The 15481-nt window shown below is 71.2% G+C and carries 14 protein-coding genes; 7 read left to right on the forward strand and 7 right to left on the reverse strand.

The window, feature by feature from the left end; translation table 11 throughout:
• Positions 1-40 precede the first annotated feature (40 nt).
• The 3 genes from IG08_RS0118085 to IG08_RS0118095 all read right to left on the reverse strand — a co-directional run bounded on the left by IG08_RS0118085 (position 41) and on the right by IG08_RS0118095 (position 2951).
• The gene (locus IG08_RS0118085) at positions 41-1192 is read right to left on the reverse strand and encodes a damage-control phosphatase ARMT1 family protein (protein WP_030602979.1); all 1152 of its coding nucleotides are present in this window, start codon (positions 1190-1192) and stop codon (positions 41-43) included.
• A 132-nt stretch (positions 1193-1324) separates the two neighbouring features.
• Positions 1325-1972 carry a ScbR family autoregulator-binding transcription factor gene (locus IG08_RS0118090; RefSeq protein ID WP_030602980.1) on the reverse strand — a complete coding sequence of 216 codons (648 nt, stop codon included), beginning with the start codon at positions 1970-1972 and terminating at the stop codon, positions 1325-1327.
• A 70-nt stretch (positions 1973-2042) separates the two neighbouring features.
• Complete coding sequence (locus tag IG08_RS0118095; RefSeq protein WP_030602984.1) at positions 2043-2951, reverse strand: ScbA/BarX family gamma-butyrolactone biosynthesis protein; 909 nt, start codon at positions 2949-2951, stop codon at positions 2043-2045.
• Positions 2952-3075: 124 nt separating this feature from the next.
• On the opposite strand from IG08_RS0118095, the gene IG08_RS0118100 reads away from it, so the two are divergent.
• The gene (locus tag IG08_RS0118100; RefSeq protein ID WP_030602988.1) at positions 3076-3768 is read left to right on the forward strand and encodes a ScbR family autoregulator-binding transcription factor; all 693 of its coding nucleotides are present in this window, start codon (positions 3076-3078) and stop codon (positions 3766-3768) included.
• A complete protein-coding gene (locus IG08_RS0118105) occupies positions 3765-4616 on the forward strand; it encodes an SDR family oxidoreductase (RefSeq protein WP_030602991.1) in 852 nt (283 codons plus the stop codon). Before IG08_RS0118100 ends, IG08_RS0118105 begins: the two co-directional genes overlap by 4 nt.
• A gap of 72 nt (positions 4617-4688) precedes the next feature.
• Here the strand turns inward: IG08_RS0118105 and IG08_RS0118110 are convergent, their stop codons facing one another.
• The gene (locus IG08_RS0118110) at positions 4689-6497 is read right to left on the reverse strand and encodes a S8 family peptidase (protein WP_030602993.1); all 1809 of its coding nucleotides are present in this window, start codon (positions 6495-6497) and stop codon (positions 4689-4691) included.
• Positions 6498-6867: 370 nt separating this feature from the next.
• Between IG08_RS0118110 and IG08_RS0118115 the strand changes: the two genes are divergently transcribed.
• Positions 6868-7788 carry a lytic polysaccharide monooxygenase gene (locus tag IG08_RS0118115; protein ID WP_030602996.1) on the forward strand — a complete coding sequence of 307 codons (921 nt, stop codon included), beginning with the start codon at positions 6868-6870 and terminating at the stop codon, positions 7786-7788.
• A 53-nt stretch (positions 7789-7841) separates the two neighbouring features.
• Here the strand turns inward: IG08_RS0118115 and IG08_RS0118120 are convergent, their stop codons facing one another.
• Positions 7842-8495, reverse strand: coding sequence for a hypothetical protein (locus IG08_RS0118120; RefSeq protein WP_030602999.1), 654 nt, complete (start codon positions 8493-8495; stop codon positions 7842-7844).
• 654 nt (positions 8496-9149) lie between these two features.
• Here IG08_RS0118120 and IG08_RS0118125 point away from each other — a divergent pair.
• Together IG08_RS0118125 and IG08_RS0118130 are read left to right on the forward strand one after the other, a co-directional pair.
• On the forward strand, positions 9150-9833 hold the full coding sequence (locus IG08_RS0118125) for a DUF6230 family protein (RefSeq protein ID WP_030603001.1): 684 nt from the start codon (positions 9150-9152) through the stop codon (positions 9831-9833).
• On the forward strand, positions 9833-10273 hold the full coding sequence (locus tag IG08_RS0118130; protein ID WP_030603003.1) for a DUF6114 domain-containing protein: 441 nt from the start codon (positions 9833-9835) through the stop codon (positions 10271-10273). Before IG08_RS0118125 ends, IG08_RS0118130 begins: the two co-directional genes overlap by 1 nt.
• Positions 10274-10329: 56 nt before the next feature.
• Here IG08_RS0118130 and IG08_RS0118135 read toward each other — a convergent pair whose 3' ends face one another.
• Positions 10330-11064, reverse strand: a complete 735-nt coding sequence (locus tag IG08_RS0118135; protein ID WP_030603006.1) for a Type 1 glutamine amidotransferase-like domain-containing protein — start codon at positions 11062-11064, stop codon at positions 10330-10332.
• Positions 11065-11124: 60 nt separating this feature from the next.
• On the opposite strand from IG08_RS0118135, the gene IG08_RS0118140 reads away from it, so the two are divergent.
• The gene (locus tag IG08_RS0118140; RefSeq protein ID WP_030603008.1) at positions 11125-12138 is read left to right on the forward strand and encodes an Lrp/AsnC family transcriptional regulator; all 1014 of its coding nucleotides are present in this window, start codon (positions 11125-11127) and stop codon (positions 12136-12138) included.
• 690 nt (positions 12139-12828) lie between these two features.
• Here IG08_RS0118140 and IG08_RS0118145 read toward each other — a convergent pair.
• On the reverse strand, positions 12829-14259 hold the full coding sequence (locus tag IG08_RS0118145) for an MFS transporter (RefSeq protein WP_030603011.1): 1431 nt from the start codon (positions 14257-14259) through the stop codon (positions 12829-12831).
• 150 nt (positions 14260-14409) lie between these two features.
• On the opposite strand from IG08_RS0118145, the gene IG08_RS0118150 reads away from it, so the two are divergent.
• Complete coding sequence (locus IG08_RS0118150; RefSeq protein WP_030603014.1) at positions 14410-15216, forward strand: SAM-dependent methyltransferase; 807 nt, start codon at positions 14410-14412, stop codon at positions 15214-15216.
• The last annotated feature ends 265 nt before the right edge of the window (positions 15217-15481 follow it).

The raw sequence follows: 15481 nt of genomic DNA on the forward strand, positions 1-15481 counted from the left end.
TATGACAGCCCACCGGTACAAGTCGGCAGCATAACGCTCCTCACCGTCCGACCTGGATGAGCGCATGGGTCCCGCTCGTACGCCAGCGCTGCCCCTCGACGGCCACCAGCGCGGCCTCCGTCCGGGCGTCGAGACCGGTGATCACGTCGGACTTCAGGGTGCGCAGCGCGGCGACCGGGCCCGGGAAGTGGGCGGTGACATCGGCGAACGGCGTGGTCGGCGCCCACAGCCGGTCGCCCACCAGACGGCGGTAGTTGAGGTCGCCCTTGACGACGGTCAGCGTGGCCGCGGTGAGCTCCTCGCGGAGGTCGTCGGGCAGGTCCGCGTACGGCAGCGGGGCGCAGGAGAAGGGGTGGGCGCGGACCGTGAGGCGGCCGTCGGCCATCGCGGACCACAGGCGGCGCCCGTACGCGGCGGCCTCCCCCGGCGCCCGCACGAGGCGGCGCAGGGCGTCGACGACGTCGGCGGTGGTGGCGTCGGAGACGTAGTACGGGTACGGCTTCACGTGCAGGACGGCCCGCTCGACACGGCCGTGCTCGAGAAGGTGGGCGATGAGGAGCAGGTCGGGAATCAGCTCACGGCCCGCGTTGTCGGCGATCAGGCAGAGGGTGCCCGCGCCCGTGAGCAGGGACCAGAGGGTGTCGCTGTCGTCGGCGACCAGGCCCGGGGCGGCGGCCCGGTCCTCGGCCTCACCGTCGGAGAGGCGGAAGCCGAGGTCCGCGCGGTTGCCCCACAACGAGCCGTGCAGCAGGGCCTGCGCCTGCTCGTCGACGGGCTTCCCTGCGAGGTCGTCCAGCGCGGCCAGCTCCTCGTCCGTCTCCGCGGAGTCCAGCTCGGCGAGCTTGGACGGCCGGAACGGGTCGATGCCCTGCCACGGCCCCGGCCCGAAGTAGCCGACGGCGTCGAGGAGTCGACGATAGAAGTGGCTCTCGGACCAGAGCCAGGGCACATCGAACCAGGACTTCCCGATGTACGCCCCGATCCCCCACTCCACCCAGGCATCAGCCGGGAGCGGCTCGATCACACCCTTGGTGCAGTTCTCGACCAGCGCGTCGAGGGCACGGTGCTGCTCAGGGCCGTAGGGGAAGGCCTCCCGCACCTGCCGGACGATCGCGGGATGCCGCTCGGCGAGAACGCTGCGGGGAAAAGAGCCGGGTTCATTACCGAGGAGCACAGGCGGGGTGTCGGACATACAGCGACTCTACGAGAGAGGTGCAGCTGACCCACCCAGGGGCGCGGGGCTGTATCGATTTGCGGCTCCGCCGCGTGGGCGCGACCAGCCACAGACGACCGTCAGCTACGAACCCACACGAGCCACCCACGATCACCCACCCCGACTCTCCTGCTCCAGCTGCCCCACCAACGCCAAGTACCGCGCACGTCGCGGCACCGGCACCATCCCCCGGATCATCACATGCCACATCTCCGCAAGCCGCCGAGGCTGCCGAGCCACAGGCTCAAGATGCCGCCCCACCACCCGCGTTCCCACGAAGAAACAGACCAGGGAGTGGGCAACCGCATCGACATCCGTGTCCGGATGAAGGTCCGCCTCCTTCACCGCCCCCAGAAGCTTGCCGGAGGAGAGCTCCAGCCACTCGGCAAACGGATGCCGCAACGGCGGCCGCATCTCGACTCCCCCGGTCGCCAGCCGGAGCCCCGCTCTCAGGAGCGGCCCGTCCACGGACAGCCGCGCGATACCGAACGTGATGCGTACCAGGCCCTCCAGCGAGGAGTACCCCCGCGCATCCACCTCGCTCGCCACCTGACGCGAGGTCCGGGACTGCAGCTCCATGATCGCGTGGGCGAGATCGTCCTTCGCGGCGAAGTGGAAGTACAGGGCGCCTTTGGTGACTTGGGCGTGCTCGACGATGTCACTGAGACTGGTGGATTCGTATCCACGGCGGTCGAACAGGTCGGCGGCGGCCGTGATGATGGTCGCGCGGGTCTGTTCGGCGCGTAACTGCCTCGGCATCGACTGCACACTCCTGATACGGAAAAGAACGGGGCACGCCGTCTGTTTCTCACTCCCTGTGCACGATATCTCACCGTGCGACGGTGCCGACCCGGCACTCGAAGACGCTCGACTCCCCCTGCCGCGCCACGACTTGTACGTCCGTACCGTCCTCGCCGCTCATCTCCAGCCAGGTCGGTCGATCCAGTTCGGCGTACTGGACGAAGGCGGTACGGAACGACACGGCCGACCGGCGACCGCCGCTTCGCGCGCGTACGGCCTGGCGGACGGCCTCGAGGAGGAGCATCCCGGGGACGTGGTCGAGGGGATGGTCGAAGAAAACAGGATGCGCGGTATCGACTCGCAGCTGCCAGCGGTCGGGGCGGCCGGCGGGCGCCAGGACCACGTCGGCGGCCAGGGCCCGGCCCACGGCCTCGGCGGGCAGTCCGGGCGGGAGGGGCACGACGGTGACGGTGGCCGGGGTGCGGCCGGCCCGCAGTCGGCGATAGACGGAGCCGTTCGTCCAGGTGATGGCGATGCGCCCGGTCGCGACGCGCTCGCCGCCGAGTCGTACGGCGGCGTCGTAGCCGATCCCGACCGGGCGGCCGGCGCGGGTACGGACGTCGCCGACGGTGATGTCGAGGACGGGTTCGGCGGGTGCGGTGCCGACGGCCAGGTGCTCGGGGCGGGTGTCGACACGCAGCTCCTGGAGCACGAAGTGGTGGCCGAGGGGGGCGTCGTACTCGGCGTGTGCGAGGAGCGCTCCGCACTGGCGTACGGTCTCGGCGACCAGCAGCGGTTCGTACGCGGACCGGTCCGGCGACACGTGTAACTGATGCGCTCGAGGCCACTGGGCGACAACGGTGAACCGGTCCGCGGCCGTTCTGGTCCAGCCGGTGAGGAAGGTCTCGGCCACGGCCGCGCGGTGCACGAGCTGACGGGGCACGGTCGCCGTCAGGGGCTCCGCCGGGGACTCGGTGAACTGCCGTGACTGAGGCATGTTCTTCCCTCGATCCTCCGAAGCGATGACGGACGGCGAGGTGCCGGTGCCGGTGAGCGATAGAGTACGAGGGCTTCCGGTCTGTTTTCAATGAGACCCAACTCGGCGCATTGGAGGGGCTTTTATGCCGAGACAGGAGCGGGCAATCAGGACGCGCAGGGCGATTCTGGAAGCCGCGGGTGCGGTTTTCGATGAACGCGGCTACGCCTCGACCACCATCGCGATGGTGATGGAGCGGGCCGCTGTCACCAAAGGCGCCCTGTACTTTCACTTCCCCTCCAAGGAATCCCTCGCCCAGGCCGTACTGGACGAGCAACTGCCCCTGGGGGCCGTACCGCCGCAGCCGTGCAAGCTGCAGGAGATCATCGACATCACGTTCGTCTTCGGGCAGCGACTGCTGAGCAACTCCCTGCTGAAGGGAAGCGTGCGGCTGGCGGTGGACCAGTCCGCGCCGCCCGGCGTAGATCACACCGGGCCGTTCCGGCAGTGGAGTGACCGGCTCACGGAGATGCTGCAACAGGCACAGAACCAGGGCGAGTTGCTGCCTACGGTGGACCCGCGGGACACGGCGGACCTGGTGGTCGGGGCGTTCGCCGGGATCCAGATCATGTCGCGGGCACTGCATGGCCGGGAGGACCTCGGGCGCCGGATCTCAAGCCTGTGGACGCACATCCTGCCGGCCGTAGCGGTGCCGGGGCTGCTGCTCGGTCTGGACAGCCGGCCGGACCGCGGCGCGCGCGTCCTGGCCTCCATCGACGCCGCCGCCGATGCCTCTGCCACGGACGCCGTCGTCGAGCTGGTCGGCGTCGAGTCGTGATCCTGGTCAGCGGGGCTACCGGCACCGTCGGCGGGCTGGTGGCTCGGCGTCTGTCCGGCGTGCCGGTACGGCTGCTGACCCGGGATCCGCGCCGAGCCGCCGCGCTCGCCGGACCCCAAGTCGAGGTGGTGGGCGGGGACTTCGCCGACCCGTCGAGCCTGGACCGGGCGCTGAGCGGCGTACGGTCCGCCCTGCTCGTCACCTCGAACCCGCTGACGCACGCCCACGACGAGAACTTCCTGACGGCGGCACGGGCGGCGGGAGTTCACCATGTCGTGAAGGTGACAACCCTGTCCGTGGCCGATACCGACGCAACCGATCTGGTCACCGAGTGGCAACGCGAGAACGAACGGCTCCTGCACGCGTCGGGCATGGGATGGACGGTGCTGCGGCCGCGGGCCTTCATGTCCAACACCCTCAGCTGGGCCCGCTCCATACAAAGGCAAGGGATGGTGCGCGCTCCCTGCGGCGACGCCGAGGTCGCGGCGGTGGATCCCCGCGACATCGCGGAGGTGGCGGTGCGGGCGCTGACGGAGCCCGAGGAGCACGCGGGGCGGGCGCATCCGCTCACCGGGCCCGAGGCCGTGAGCCCCGTACAGCAGACCAGGATCCTCGCGGACCTGCTCCAACGTCCGCTGAGTTTCGTGGAGTTGACGGTGGATCAGGCACTGGGCGGGCTGTTGGAGCGCTACCCCGCCGAGGTGGCCCACGCCCTGGTGGAGAGCGCCGTCCGTGGGCGGGACCGGATGAAGGCGCTGACGGAACCGACGATCGCCGAGGTGCTCGGCAGACCGGCCCACGGCTATCGGGACTGGGCCGGCGACCACCTCGCCGCGTTCCGCGGATGACGGACGGCGGGCCGGCCGATGCCCCATCCGCACCGGCCGGCCCGCCCGTTCAAGGAGACGCACTCACCAGCTCTAGAAGGTCAGCTTCCAGCTGTTGAGCGTGCCCGTGTCCTGCGCGGCCGTGTCCTGGACGCGCAGCTTCCAGGTGCCGTTGGCCGTCTCGGCGGAGGCGTCCACGGTGTAGGTGGTGTTGACGTTGTCCGCGGAGTCCGAGGAGCTCGCCGCCTTCAGGCTGTACACCGTGCCGTCCGGGGCGACGAGGCTGATCACCAGGTCACCGCGGTAGGTGTGGGTGATGTCGACGCCGACCTGGAGGGTCGTGGGGGCGTTGCCGGTGCGGCCGCTGACGGCGATGGAGGACTCGATCGCCGAGCCGTTGTCCGGGACGGACACCGCGGTGCTGCTGGAGAAGGTCGTCCCCGTGGTCGTACCACCACTGACAGCCGCCACCGTCTTGGCGGCGTCCGCCAGACCCGCACCGCAGCCGCCCGAGCAGGCGCCGGGCAGGGCACGGGCGTTGTTCTTGATCGCCGTCTCGATCTGGGCCGGGGTCAGCGAGGAGTTGGCCGACTTCACCAGTGCGACCAGGCCCGCGATGTGCGGGGTGGCCATGCTGGTGCCCTGGTAGTAGGCGTACGACTCCGAGGACGGGGTGCTGGCGCCGGAGTTCAGCGTGGACAGGATGCCGTTGGCGGTGCCGGTGCTGGTCTGGCCGCCGGGCGCCGAGATGTCCACGAGGGAACCGTAGTTGGAGTACGAGGCCTTGGCGCCGGTGCGGTTGGTCGCGGCGACCGAGATGATGTTGGAGCAGTTGCCCGGCGAGTGGCCCGACACGTTCTCGTTGTCGTTGCCCGCGGCCACGGCGATGGTCGTACCGCGGTTCACGGCGGCGTTGATGGCGGTCTGGGTCGCGCTGGTGCAGGCGCCGTCGCCGCCCAGGCTCATGTTGATGACCTTGGCGACGTTGGTGTTGGCGGGGACGCCGGAGACGGTGCCGCCGGACGCCCAGGTGATGGCGTCGATGATGTCGGAGTCGTAGCCGCCGCACTTGCCGAGCACGCGCACCGGGGAGATCTTCGCGCCGTACGCGATGCCCGCGACGCCCTTGCTGTTGTTGGTGACCGCGGCGATGGTGCCGGCGACGTGCGTGCCGTGCCAGGAGGAGTTGCTGGCCGGGATGCCGGTGCCGCACTCGTTGGCCGCGTAGTAGTCGCCCGGGTCGGCCGGGTTGCTGTCGCGGCCGTTGCCGTCCACGGAGACCGCGGTGTCGGAGATGAAGTCGTAGCCGGCGACGATGTTCGCGGCGAGGTCGGTGTGGGCGACGTAGCCGGTGTCGATGACGGCGACGGTGACGCCGGTGCCGGTGGCGGTCGACCAGGCGCCGGGCACGTTCATGCCGGCGGTGGACTCGAACAGGTCCCACTGCTTGGCGTACTCGGTGTCGTTCGGGTCGGCCTGCGGTGTGTTCAGGCGGTCCGGTACGACGTAGGAGACCTGCGGGTCCGCCTTGAACTCGGCGACGACGTCGGCGACATCGGTGCGGGTCGCCTTCGCGCCCAGGTCGACGAGGGCGGCGCCGGTGCCGAGGCGGCGCTGGAAGTCGACGTCCTCGCCGGCCTCCTGGCCCTTGGCCTCGGCGTCGGCCGCGGCGGCCTTGTTCGACTTGGCCTCGGCGGCGCCGGACTTGTAGCCGACGATGAGGCGCTCGGCCGGGGTGCCGGGGGCGGCCTCGGTGAGCGCGGCCGGGACGGCGGCGGCCCGGGCGGCGGGTTCCTGGGCGACGGCGACGGTGCCGGTGGCGGCGGTCAGCAGCGCGGCGGAGACCGCGGCGGCGGATATCAGCTTCCGTCGGGAGGAACCGGAAGAGGGAGTGGTGCGCAAGGGCTTGCCTTTCGTGGCCGTGCTCCGGGCAGCGCGGAGCGGCGGTCGATTCGCTTCGGTGATGAAGCGGCGGGGGGTGAAGCCGGAAGGCGGGGTGGTGCGAAAAACGGCGCGCGATGGCCGGCCAGGCGCGAGCATCGACCCGTCCGGGGTTACCTGTGGGTCGGCTGTGGTCGAACGATAGGCAAAGAGATGGTCATGCGGATACAGGGGAAACCCTTGATCCGGCCGGAAACCCACCCTCGACGTCGGCGAGTTGACCGGAGACGGGACGATTTGCCCTCACCTGCACCCCGGTGAACGCATCGGGCCGCTACCGCGTACTGCACGGAAGCACTCCGTACCCCGCGCCGCCCTGGGAGGCGTTCAGATGTCCCGTCGTACCGCCGTGGCGGCCGCTCTGGTGGCCCCGTTCCTGCTGACCGTGTTCGCGGCGGCACCCGCTCAGGCGCACGGCGCGCCGACGGATCCGGTCAGCCGGGTCTACGCCTGCTCCCCCGACGGCGGCAGCCCGTCCGGTTCGGCGGCGTGCCGGGCGGCCGTCGCCGCGAACGGGGCGCCCTTCACGGCCTGGGACAACCTGCGCGTCGCGAACGTGAACGGCCGTGACCGGCAGACCATCCCCGATGGAGAGCTGTGCAGCGGAGGGCTGCCCGCCTACAAGGGCCTCGACCTCGCCCGCTCAGACTGGCCGTCGACGAAGCTGACTCCCGGCGCGGACCTGACCATGAAGTACGTCTCGACGATCCCGCACACCGGCACGTTCCGGCTCTACCTCACCAAGCCCGGCTACGACCGGACGAAGCCGCTGACCTGGTCCGACCTGCCGGAGCAGCCGTTCGCGGAGGTGAAGGACCCGGCGCTGACGGGCGGCGGCTACCGGATCACCGCGAAACTGCCGTCCGACCGGACGGGACGGCAGGTGCTGTACACGATCTGGCAGAACAGCAGTACGGCGGACACGTACTACTCGTGCTCGGACGTGGTGTTCCCGGCAGCCGAGAAGGACGCATCCGCCGCCGGGGACTCCCCCTCGGCCACCGCGAGCCCCTCTGTCACGAAAACCCCGAAAGCCTCCGCGAAGCCCGCGAAGGAGAGCCCGGTGAAGGCGAGCCCGGCAGGGACGGCAAGCCATTCGGCCGCCGCCCACGCCGGCTCGACCCCGGACAGCACACCGGTGGCCTCCACCGCCGACACCGGACCCTCGGCACCCATGCTGGCAGGCGGCGCCGCCGGGCTGCTGGTGCTCACCGGGGGCGCCGCCCTGGCCCTTCGTCTCAGGCGACGGTGAAGGCCGTTACTGCAGCGGCCGTTCCTACAGGGATCAGTTGACTCCTACGGGGATCAGTTGACGTAGACCGCCTCGCCGCCGGTGGTCACCGGGGCGTACTTCGACGTCCAGTAGCCGCTGCTGAAGCACAGCGAGGAGCCGGACGTCTTGGTGAACGCCTGGTTGGTGAAGGCGATGCTGTTGTCGGCGTTGTCTGCCGTGCCACTGAGGCTGGCCGCCTGGTAGACGCAGTTGATGCTGCCCAGCAGGGTGCTCAGCACGATCGTGGTCTGGATGGTGGAGCCGCTCGCCGGGGTCACGGTGACAGTGCCGTCCGAGGCCACGGTGGTGGTGTACGGCAGGTTGTTGACCGTGATGCTGCTGACGCCGAGGACGCCGACCACGTTCGAGGTGCAGCCGCTGAAGGTGTGCGCGTCGAGCGACTCGGTGGCGGTGCCCGGCGCGGTCGGGTTGCCGCCCGTGGCGACGGTGGCGGTGAACGTCGAGGCCGTGCAGGAGATGCCGCTCGTGCCGGTCGAGCTGGAGTAGAGCGTGGCGGTGGTACCGCTCGCCAGGGACGCGGTGAGGGTGGCGCCGTCGGCGACGTTCGTGCCGCCGACACCCCCGGTGGTGAGGACCGCGACATCGGCCGCCGACGCGGAGATGGTCATCGGGAGGGTGAGGGCGGCGACGGCGGCGGTGAGGGTGAGCAGGGATCGCGTACGCATGCGGGGATGCCTCTTTCCTGAGGTGGGGGTGGGTGTGGGGGGACGCGTCTCGGCGTCCGCCGTTGCCGGCCCGTGACGCCTTCTCCGTACGTGACGGACCGGCAACGGCAACCGGCCGGTGACCGGCCGAAGGCCCATGGGGGGAGGGCTCCGGCCGGACCGGGCGGGGGGCGAACCCGGCACGACCCCAGGGGGGAAGTGGCCGTGCGGGCGCCATGGAGGGGCGGGCTCGGACAGTGAAGAGCCCGTGATGGACAGGACGTCCGGGAAAGCGGGCGAGGTCGCCCGACGGCTGGATCCGGCGCCACGGATCTGAGGGAAGCCAGGGAGAGTTGTAAACCTGAGCATCTGTCAACGTCAAGGCTTACCAGGGGAGTTGACGTGTCATCTGGGGTTTTGAATAACCGTCAGTTTTGGTGGATCACAGCTGACGCACAATCAACACCCTTTACTCACAACTTGCTTGACCCTTGGTCGTAACCGCCGGTAACTTCCTCGGCGGCTACTGCGGAGTACGTGAAAGCCCTTGCACCCGCCGGGAGTTGCGAGGATGCGTGTGCCGCAGCCGCTGTCCGCGCCAGGACAACGAGCCGTTTGAAGCCGCGATCTGCACGTGAGCCCTACTTGCGTTGACTATGCCCCTGGGAGCAGCACATGGCCTCGTCCTCAGACGCCACCTCGTCCGCCGGCAACACCTCCGAGAACCCGGAAAGCGGTTCCATACCCGAAGCCTCCGATGGCCCCGCCAGACGCGGACGGGTGCGGGGGCGGCGGGCCGCGATCATGGCCGTGCCGGCCGTGGCGATCACCGCGGGTCTCGCGATCCTGACCGCCGAGGGCGCTCTGGGGGTGCAGTTCGCCATCTCCGGCATGCCCTTCACGGTCACCGCGACCGAGCTCAACGGCACCGGGTTCGAGCAGTTCGGCGGACTCGACAACATGGCCGAGGGCAGCCCGAACGCGGGTGACACCGGCGGCCAGGTGCTGGTCGTGACCTCCGCCATCAAGAGCGCGACGCTCACCAAGCTGTGCCAGAGCGTCGACCTGGGCGGCACCAACCTGCTCATCACCGCCGGCGGCGGGTCGGAGAAGGTCCAGGCGACCGACCTGACCACCGACTCGACCGAGCTGTCGGGCGACGCGGCCTTCACCAACATCGAGATCGGCAACGACGCGAGCACCCTCACCAAGGCGGGTGTGAAGGGCCCCCTCGGCGTCTTCAGCCAGCAGGCCGACACCGTGCGCATCGCCAACCTGCGGCAGACGAACTACGCCACCACGGCAGCGGTGTTCAAGCTGCCCGGCCTCAACCTCAGCTTCAGCAGCAAGGGTTGCTGATGTCGGAGCCGCCACGTCAGGGCAAGCGGGCCGCCTTCCGGCGCTGGAGGGGCGACCGTCCGTTCTGGGGCGGGCTGCTGCTCGCCCTGGGCGGGGCGGAGGTCCTGCTCACCATGAAGGCCTCGATGAAGGTCGTCCTGCACATGGGCATGCAGGGCCTGGCGGGCTACCTCCTGCCGGCCCTGATGCTGCTGCTGGGGCTGCTGATCCTCTTCAACCCCGCCCAACGCCTCTTCTACTCGATCACCGGCGTCGTGCTCTCCATGGGCACCTGGGCCACCTCGAACCTGGGCGGCTTCATGATCGGCCTCCTGTTGGGCGTCGTGGGCAGCTGTCTCAGCTTCGGGTGGCTGCCCGACCAGGAGCCCCGGGTGAGCCGCCGGAAGCGGCGCAGGCAGGCGCGGGCTCTTCAGCAGCCGGCCGCGGAGGCCCTGCAGTAGTCGGCAGCGGAGGCGCGCCAGTCGGTCGGCCGCGCAGGCTCCTCGTCCTCCCGACGTCACACGCCGGGGAGCCTGCGCGGCTCGATGCGTTCCTCGACCGCGGCACCGCCGTCGCGCGTGACGACGTAGGCGCCCTTGCCCGGCACCTCGGTGACCGCCTCGACCAGGTCGGTGCCGCGGTAGACCAGGCCGACCCCGTCGTCCGTGCAGTGGGTGACGGGCAGGGTCCCGTCGGCCACGAGACGGTGGACCAGTGGGCGGCGGCCCGGGTCGGTGTCGTAGTGCACGCCGTTGCCGTACGGCAGGAAGCCCAACGCGTCGGCGAGCGGCCGGAGTTCGGGTCCGAAGGAGTCGGTGGTGCCGCCCTGGAACCAGCAGAGGGAGCCCGCGCTGACCCCGCTCAGCACCACGCCGGACTCCCAGGCCCGGAGCATGATCCGGTCCAGTCCGTGCACCCGCCACACCGCCAGCAGGTTCGCCACCGAGCCGCCCATGACCCAGACGACGTCCTGCTCCAGGACGGTCCCCTCGACGTCCTCCAGGTTGGGCATGGGGAAGAGCTGGAGCGGCGTGAGGTCGAACCCGGCCGCGCGTGCCGCCTCGTGCGCGCGGGCCGTGAAGTGTTCGGCGTCCCCGATGGCCGTGCCGACGTACATGACGCGCGGCCGGCGTCCGTGGGCGCCCGAGAGGTCGACGGCGTGGTGCACCAGGGAGTTGAACGCCACCATGGTCCGGCCGCCCGGGCGCAGGCCGCCGGAGGTCGCGACGATGGTGGGTTCCGAAGTGGCCATTCCTTGATCTTAGCCAGCGGTGACCGCCGTCCCGTCGCCCACCTGGGTCAGGATGGACGCATGCTCGACGACCTCGACCGTGGTCTCATCCACGCGCTGCACATCGACGGCCGTGCGCCCTTCAGCCGGATCGCCGACGTTCTCGGGGTCTCGGCGCAGACGGTCGCGCGCCGGTACCGGCGGCTGCGTGCCGAGGCGTCGTTGCGGGTCGTCGGGCTGACGGACCCTCACCAGGCGGGCCGTACCCAGTGGTTGGTGCGGCTGGGTGTCGCCGCGCGGGCCGCGCAGGACATTGCCCGCGCCCTGGTGTGCCGGCCGGACACCTCGTGGGTGAAGCTCGCGTCCGGCGGTACCGAGATCGTCGCGGTCGTGCACGCTCCGACCGACGGCGCCGGGGACAACTCCCTTCTCCTGCACGACATTCCGCGCACCGGCGGGGTCACATCGGTCTCGGCGCACTGTCTGCTGCACACCTATCTCGGCGGCCCGACGAACTGGCGCCGTAGTGCCGACGCCCTCGGCGGGGAGCAGCAGCGGGTCCTGCGCGAGGCGGTCGTGGCCGGTGGCGGGCCCGCCCGTCGTCCAGGTGCGGGTGACGCCGAGTTGCTGGCCGCGCTGGAGAAGGACGGGCGGGCCGGGCAGGGCGAGCTGGCGGAGGCGACCGGGTGGGCGCCGGCCACCGTGGCGCGCCGGCTGGCCAATCTGCGGGCGGGCGGCGCCCTGTTCTTCGACGTCGAGGTCGACGCCGGGCTCTTCGGCGTCAACACCCGGGCGCTGCTGTGGATGTCGGTGCCGCCGGCCCGCCTGGAGGACGTGGCGACGGCCCTGTCCGGCCACGACGAGCTGGCGTTCGTCGCCGCGACCACCGGCCCCACCAACCTGGTGGCCCAGGCCCTCTGCCGCGACCCCGCCGACCTCCACCGCTACCTCACCCGCCGCCTCGGCACCCTCGACGCGATCCGCACCCTGGAAACCAGCCCCGTCCTGCGCAACCTGAAGGCGGCGAGCCCGGCCCTGACGGATGCGGCGCACCTACGGCGACCGCCGCACAAGGACGCGCGTCCACGACGGTGAGGCCCTCGCGAGACCTGTGGTCGACGGCAGCCAGGGGCCCAGCCCGACTTGCCGACGCGGGTCCGGCACGGGTCCGGCACGGGGCCAACGGACTGATCGTCCGGCTGCGCGCGCGTGGCGGTGCGGGACCACCACGGGAGGCACTGGTCCGACGCGGGACCGACGCGGATCCAGCGCACGCCCGACGCCCGCCCGGCACGGGTCCGACGCGGGTCTGGCGCAAGCCCGCCGCAGGCCCGGCACAAGGGCAACGAACTGGTCGTCCAACTGCGCGCGCGTGGCGGCGCGGGACCACCACGGGAGGCACTGGTCCAACGCGGGACCGACGCACGCCCGCCGCAAGCCCGCCGCAGGCCCGGCACAAGGGCAACGGACTGGCTGCGCGCGCGTGGCGGCGCGGGACCACCACGGGAGGCACTGGTCCGACGCGGAACCGGCACGCGTCCGACGCACGCCCGCCGCCCGCCCGGCACGCGTCCGACGCACGCCCGCCGCCCGCCCGGCACGCGTCCGACGCACGTCCGGCGCAAGCCCGGCACGGGTCCGGCGTAAGCCCGCCGCCCGCCCGGCACGGATCCAGCGCACGCCCGGCGCAGGCCCGGCGGCCGGATTCGTTCGGCTGCGTGCGTGCGGCCGTGAGGGTCTTCCGGGGTATGGCCTGGAGTCCCCCTCCGTTTTGGCCGTCAGGCCTCAGCCCGCTGCCTTCTTCCTCGCCCCGCCCATCCCCCCGCTCGCCACAAGGCTCACCCCCACCAACCCCGCCGCGGCCCAGAACGCGGCCTGCGCGGCGGGCAGCGAGGCCTCCGGGCCGCCGGGTCCGGCGGTGTCGAGGTAGACGCTGCCGAGGACGGCGACGCCGAGGGTGGCACCGAGTTGCTGGACCGCGTTGAGGAGGCCGGCTGCCGAGCCGATCTCCTGCGGGCGCAGGGGTGCCAGGGCGAGGGTGAAGAAGGCGGGGGCGAAGAGGCCGGCGCCGAGTCCGACGGCGGCCAGGGCGGGCAGCAGCGGCCGAGGGTACGTGGCGGGGCTCGCCGAGTCGTAGGCGACGACGGCCCCCAGCAGTCCGGCCAGGAGGACGCCGAGTCCGGCGTACATCACGCGGCGCCCGTACCGTCGTACGAGATGCGCGCCCGCCGCCCAGGAGGCCACGGCGAGGCCCACCGACCACGGCGCGAGGCTCAGGCCGGACTTCAACACACCGATGCCCAGGCCGAGTTGGAGTTGGAGCACGACGACCGTCATGAGACCGTTGGTCACCGCGAAGAAGGCCGCCGACGCCACCAGGGCGGCCGGGAAGCCGCGGTGGGCGAACAGGCTCGGCTCGACGAGCGGGCTGCGCCCGGCGGCGGCGACGCGGCGCTGGTGGACCGCGAAGCCGGCGAGGACGGCCAGGCCCGCGGCCACAACGCACCAGCTCCGCCCGGGCAGTTGGGCCACATCCGCGCCGATCAGCGGAAAGACCAGGAGGCCGGTGCCGGTCATCGCGAGGACCGTGCCGGTCACGTCGAGGGTGGGCCGCGAGGGGGCCCGGTCCTCCGGCAGCCTGGACGACAGGGCGAGGACCACGAGGGCGACCGGCACGTTGACCAGGAACACCGCGCGCCAGGACGAGCCGAACAGGTCGGCGTGGGTCAGCACCCCGCCGAGCACCGGCCCGCACACGGCCGCGAGGCCCATCACCGGGCCGATGCCGCCCAGCGCCCGGGACACCTCCGCGCCGGAGAACATCGCCTTGATCAGCCCGATGGTCTGGGGGATGATCACGGCCGCCGCCGCACCCTGCACCGCCCGGAACCCGATCAGGGCCCCCACGGTCGGCGCCAGGGCGCAGGCGACCGAAGCCGCCGTGAACCCCGTGACGCCGAGGACGAACAGCCGTCTGCGGCCCGCGATGTCGCCCAGACGGCCGCCGGTGACGAGCAGCACCGCGAACGGCAGAGTGTAGGCGGTGGTGAACCACTGCACGTCGGACACCGCCCCGCCCAGGTCGGCGTGGATCGCGGGCGCGGCGACCTGGACGACGGTCGCGTCCAGCAGGTTCATCGCCTCACCGAGCAGCAGGGCGACGAGGGCCGCCCGGCGCCACGGGTGGACGGGGGCGATTACTTGTCGGGTGGTCATGAGCCCAACTTGGAGAGCGGGCAGAGGGCGCTCCAGCCACAGACCTCGGATCGCGGATTTCCTCCATCCCGGGCAACCATGACGAGGAAATCCCACACACCCATCAACTACCCCTGATTAGACGCGAGTTGAAGATGGGAAGGGAGGTGCATGGACCGAAACATCGATGGCCTCGACACCGGGAGCGCGCACTCCGCGCGGATCTACGACTACATCATCGGCGGCGAGGACCACTACCCCGCGGACCGGGAGGCCGGCGACGCCATGTGTCGCGAGTGGCCGGCCCTGCCGGTGCACATGCGGGCCAACCGCGACTTCATGAACCGCGCGGTGCGCCATCTCGCCGAGAAGGCGGGGATACGCCAGTTCCTCGACGTCGGCACCGGCATCCCGACCTCCCCCAACATCCACGAGATCGCCCAGTCGGTGTCCCCCGACTCCCGGGTGGTGTACGTCGACAACGACCCGCTCGTCCTCCGGCTCTCCCAGGGGCTGCTCACCAGCACGCCCGAGGGCCGGACTTCGTACATCGAGGCGGACATGCGCGACCCGGCGAGCATCCTCCAGGCGCCCGAACTGCGCGCGACCCTCGACCTGACCCGGCCGATCGCCCTGACCGTCATCGCGATCGTGCACTTCATGATGGACGAGGACGACGCCGTCGGCATCGTGCGCCGGCTCCTCGACCCGCTCCCCTCCGGCAGCCACCTCGCGATGTCCATCGGCACCGCCGAGTTCGCACCGGACGAAGTGGGAAAGGTGGCGCGCGAGTACGCGGCCCGGGGCATGCCGATGCGGCTGCGCACCTTCGCCGAGGCCGAGGAGTTCTTCACGGGACTCGAACTCGTCGAGCCGGGCGTCGTCCAGGTCCACAAGTGGCATCCGGACGGCACGGGCACCGAGGTGACCCGGGACACGGACATCGCGATGTACGGGGTGGTGGCGCGCAAGCCGTGACGGTGGCGCCCCCGGGGACGGGGCGCTCGTTGCCGGTTGTACGCTCGTTCCCGCCGGGTACGCGTTCCGGTTCCGCTCCGTCCCCGCCACCCCGCTACCACCACCGTCGGCATTCCTGCTGGCCCAGAGACCATCACGATGCGGCACCGAGTACTCACTACAAGCGGCTGATCACTTGACTACCGGCGGTCACACACGGTTGGCTCCGAGCCAGTGAAGGTTCAACAGGCCGGCGCGCACACCTGCGTTCGGGCCTCACTTTCGC

The sequence above is a fragment of the Streptomyces fulvoviolaceus genome (assembly GCF_000718165.1).
Taxonomy (GTDB): Bacteria; Actinomycetota; Actinomycetes; order Streptomycetales; family Streptomycetaceae; genus Streptomyces; species Streptomyces fulvoviolaceus.

Coding starts and splice junctions, on each gene's coding strand:
- IG08_RS0118090 (WP_030602980.1), bottom strand. CDS start 1,972: ATGCCGAGGCAGTTACGCGCCGAACAGACCCGCGCGACCATCATCACG.
- IG08_RS0118140 (WP_030603008.1), top strand. CDS start 11,125: ATGCTCGACGACCTCGACCGTGGTCTCATCCACGCGCTGCACATCGAC.
- IG08_RS0118115 (WP_030602996.1), top strand. CDS start 6,868: ATGTCCCGTCGTACCGCCGTGGCGGCCGCTCTGGTGGCCCCGTTCCTG.
- IG08_RS0118145 (WP_030603011.1), bottom strand. CDS start 14,259: ATGACCACCCGACAAGTAATCGCCCCCGTCCACCCGTGGCGCCGGGCG.
- IG08_RS0118150 (WP_030603014.1), top strand. CDS start 14,410: ATGGACCGAAACATCGATGGCCTCGACACCGGGAGCGCGCACTCCGCG.
- IG08_RS0118095 (WP_030602984.1), bottom strand. CDS start 2,951: ATGCCTCAGTCACGGCAGTTCACCGAGTCCCCGGCGGAGCCCCTGACG.
- IG08_RS0118100 (WP_030602988.1), top strand. CDS start 3,076: ATGCCGAGACAGGAGCGGGCAATCAGGACGCGCAGGGCGATTCTGGAA.
- IG08_RS0118125 (WP_030603001.1), top strand. CDS start 9,150: ATGGCCTCGTCCTCAGACGCCACCTCGTCCGCCGGCAACACCTCCGAG.
- IG08_RS0118130 (WP_030603003.1), top strand. CDS start 9,833: ATGTCGGAGCCGCCACGTCAGGGCAAGCGGGCCGCCTTCCGGCGCTGG.
- IG08_RS0118135 (WP_030603006.1), bottom strand. CDS start 11,064: ATGGCCACTTCGGAACCCACCATCGTCGCGACCTCCGGCGGCCTGCGC.
- IG08_RS0118120 (WP_030602999.1), bottom strand. CDS start 8,495: ATGCGTACGCGATCCCTGCTCACCCTCACCGCCGCCGTCGCCGCCCTC.
- IG08_RS0118085 (WP_030602979.1), bottom strand. CDS start 1,192: ATGTCCGACACCCCGCCTGTGCTCCTCGGTAATGAACCCGGCTCTTTT.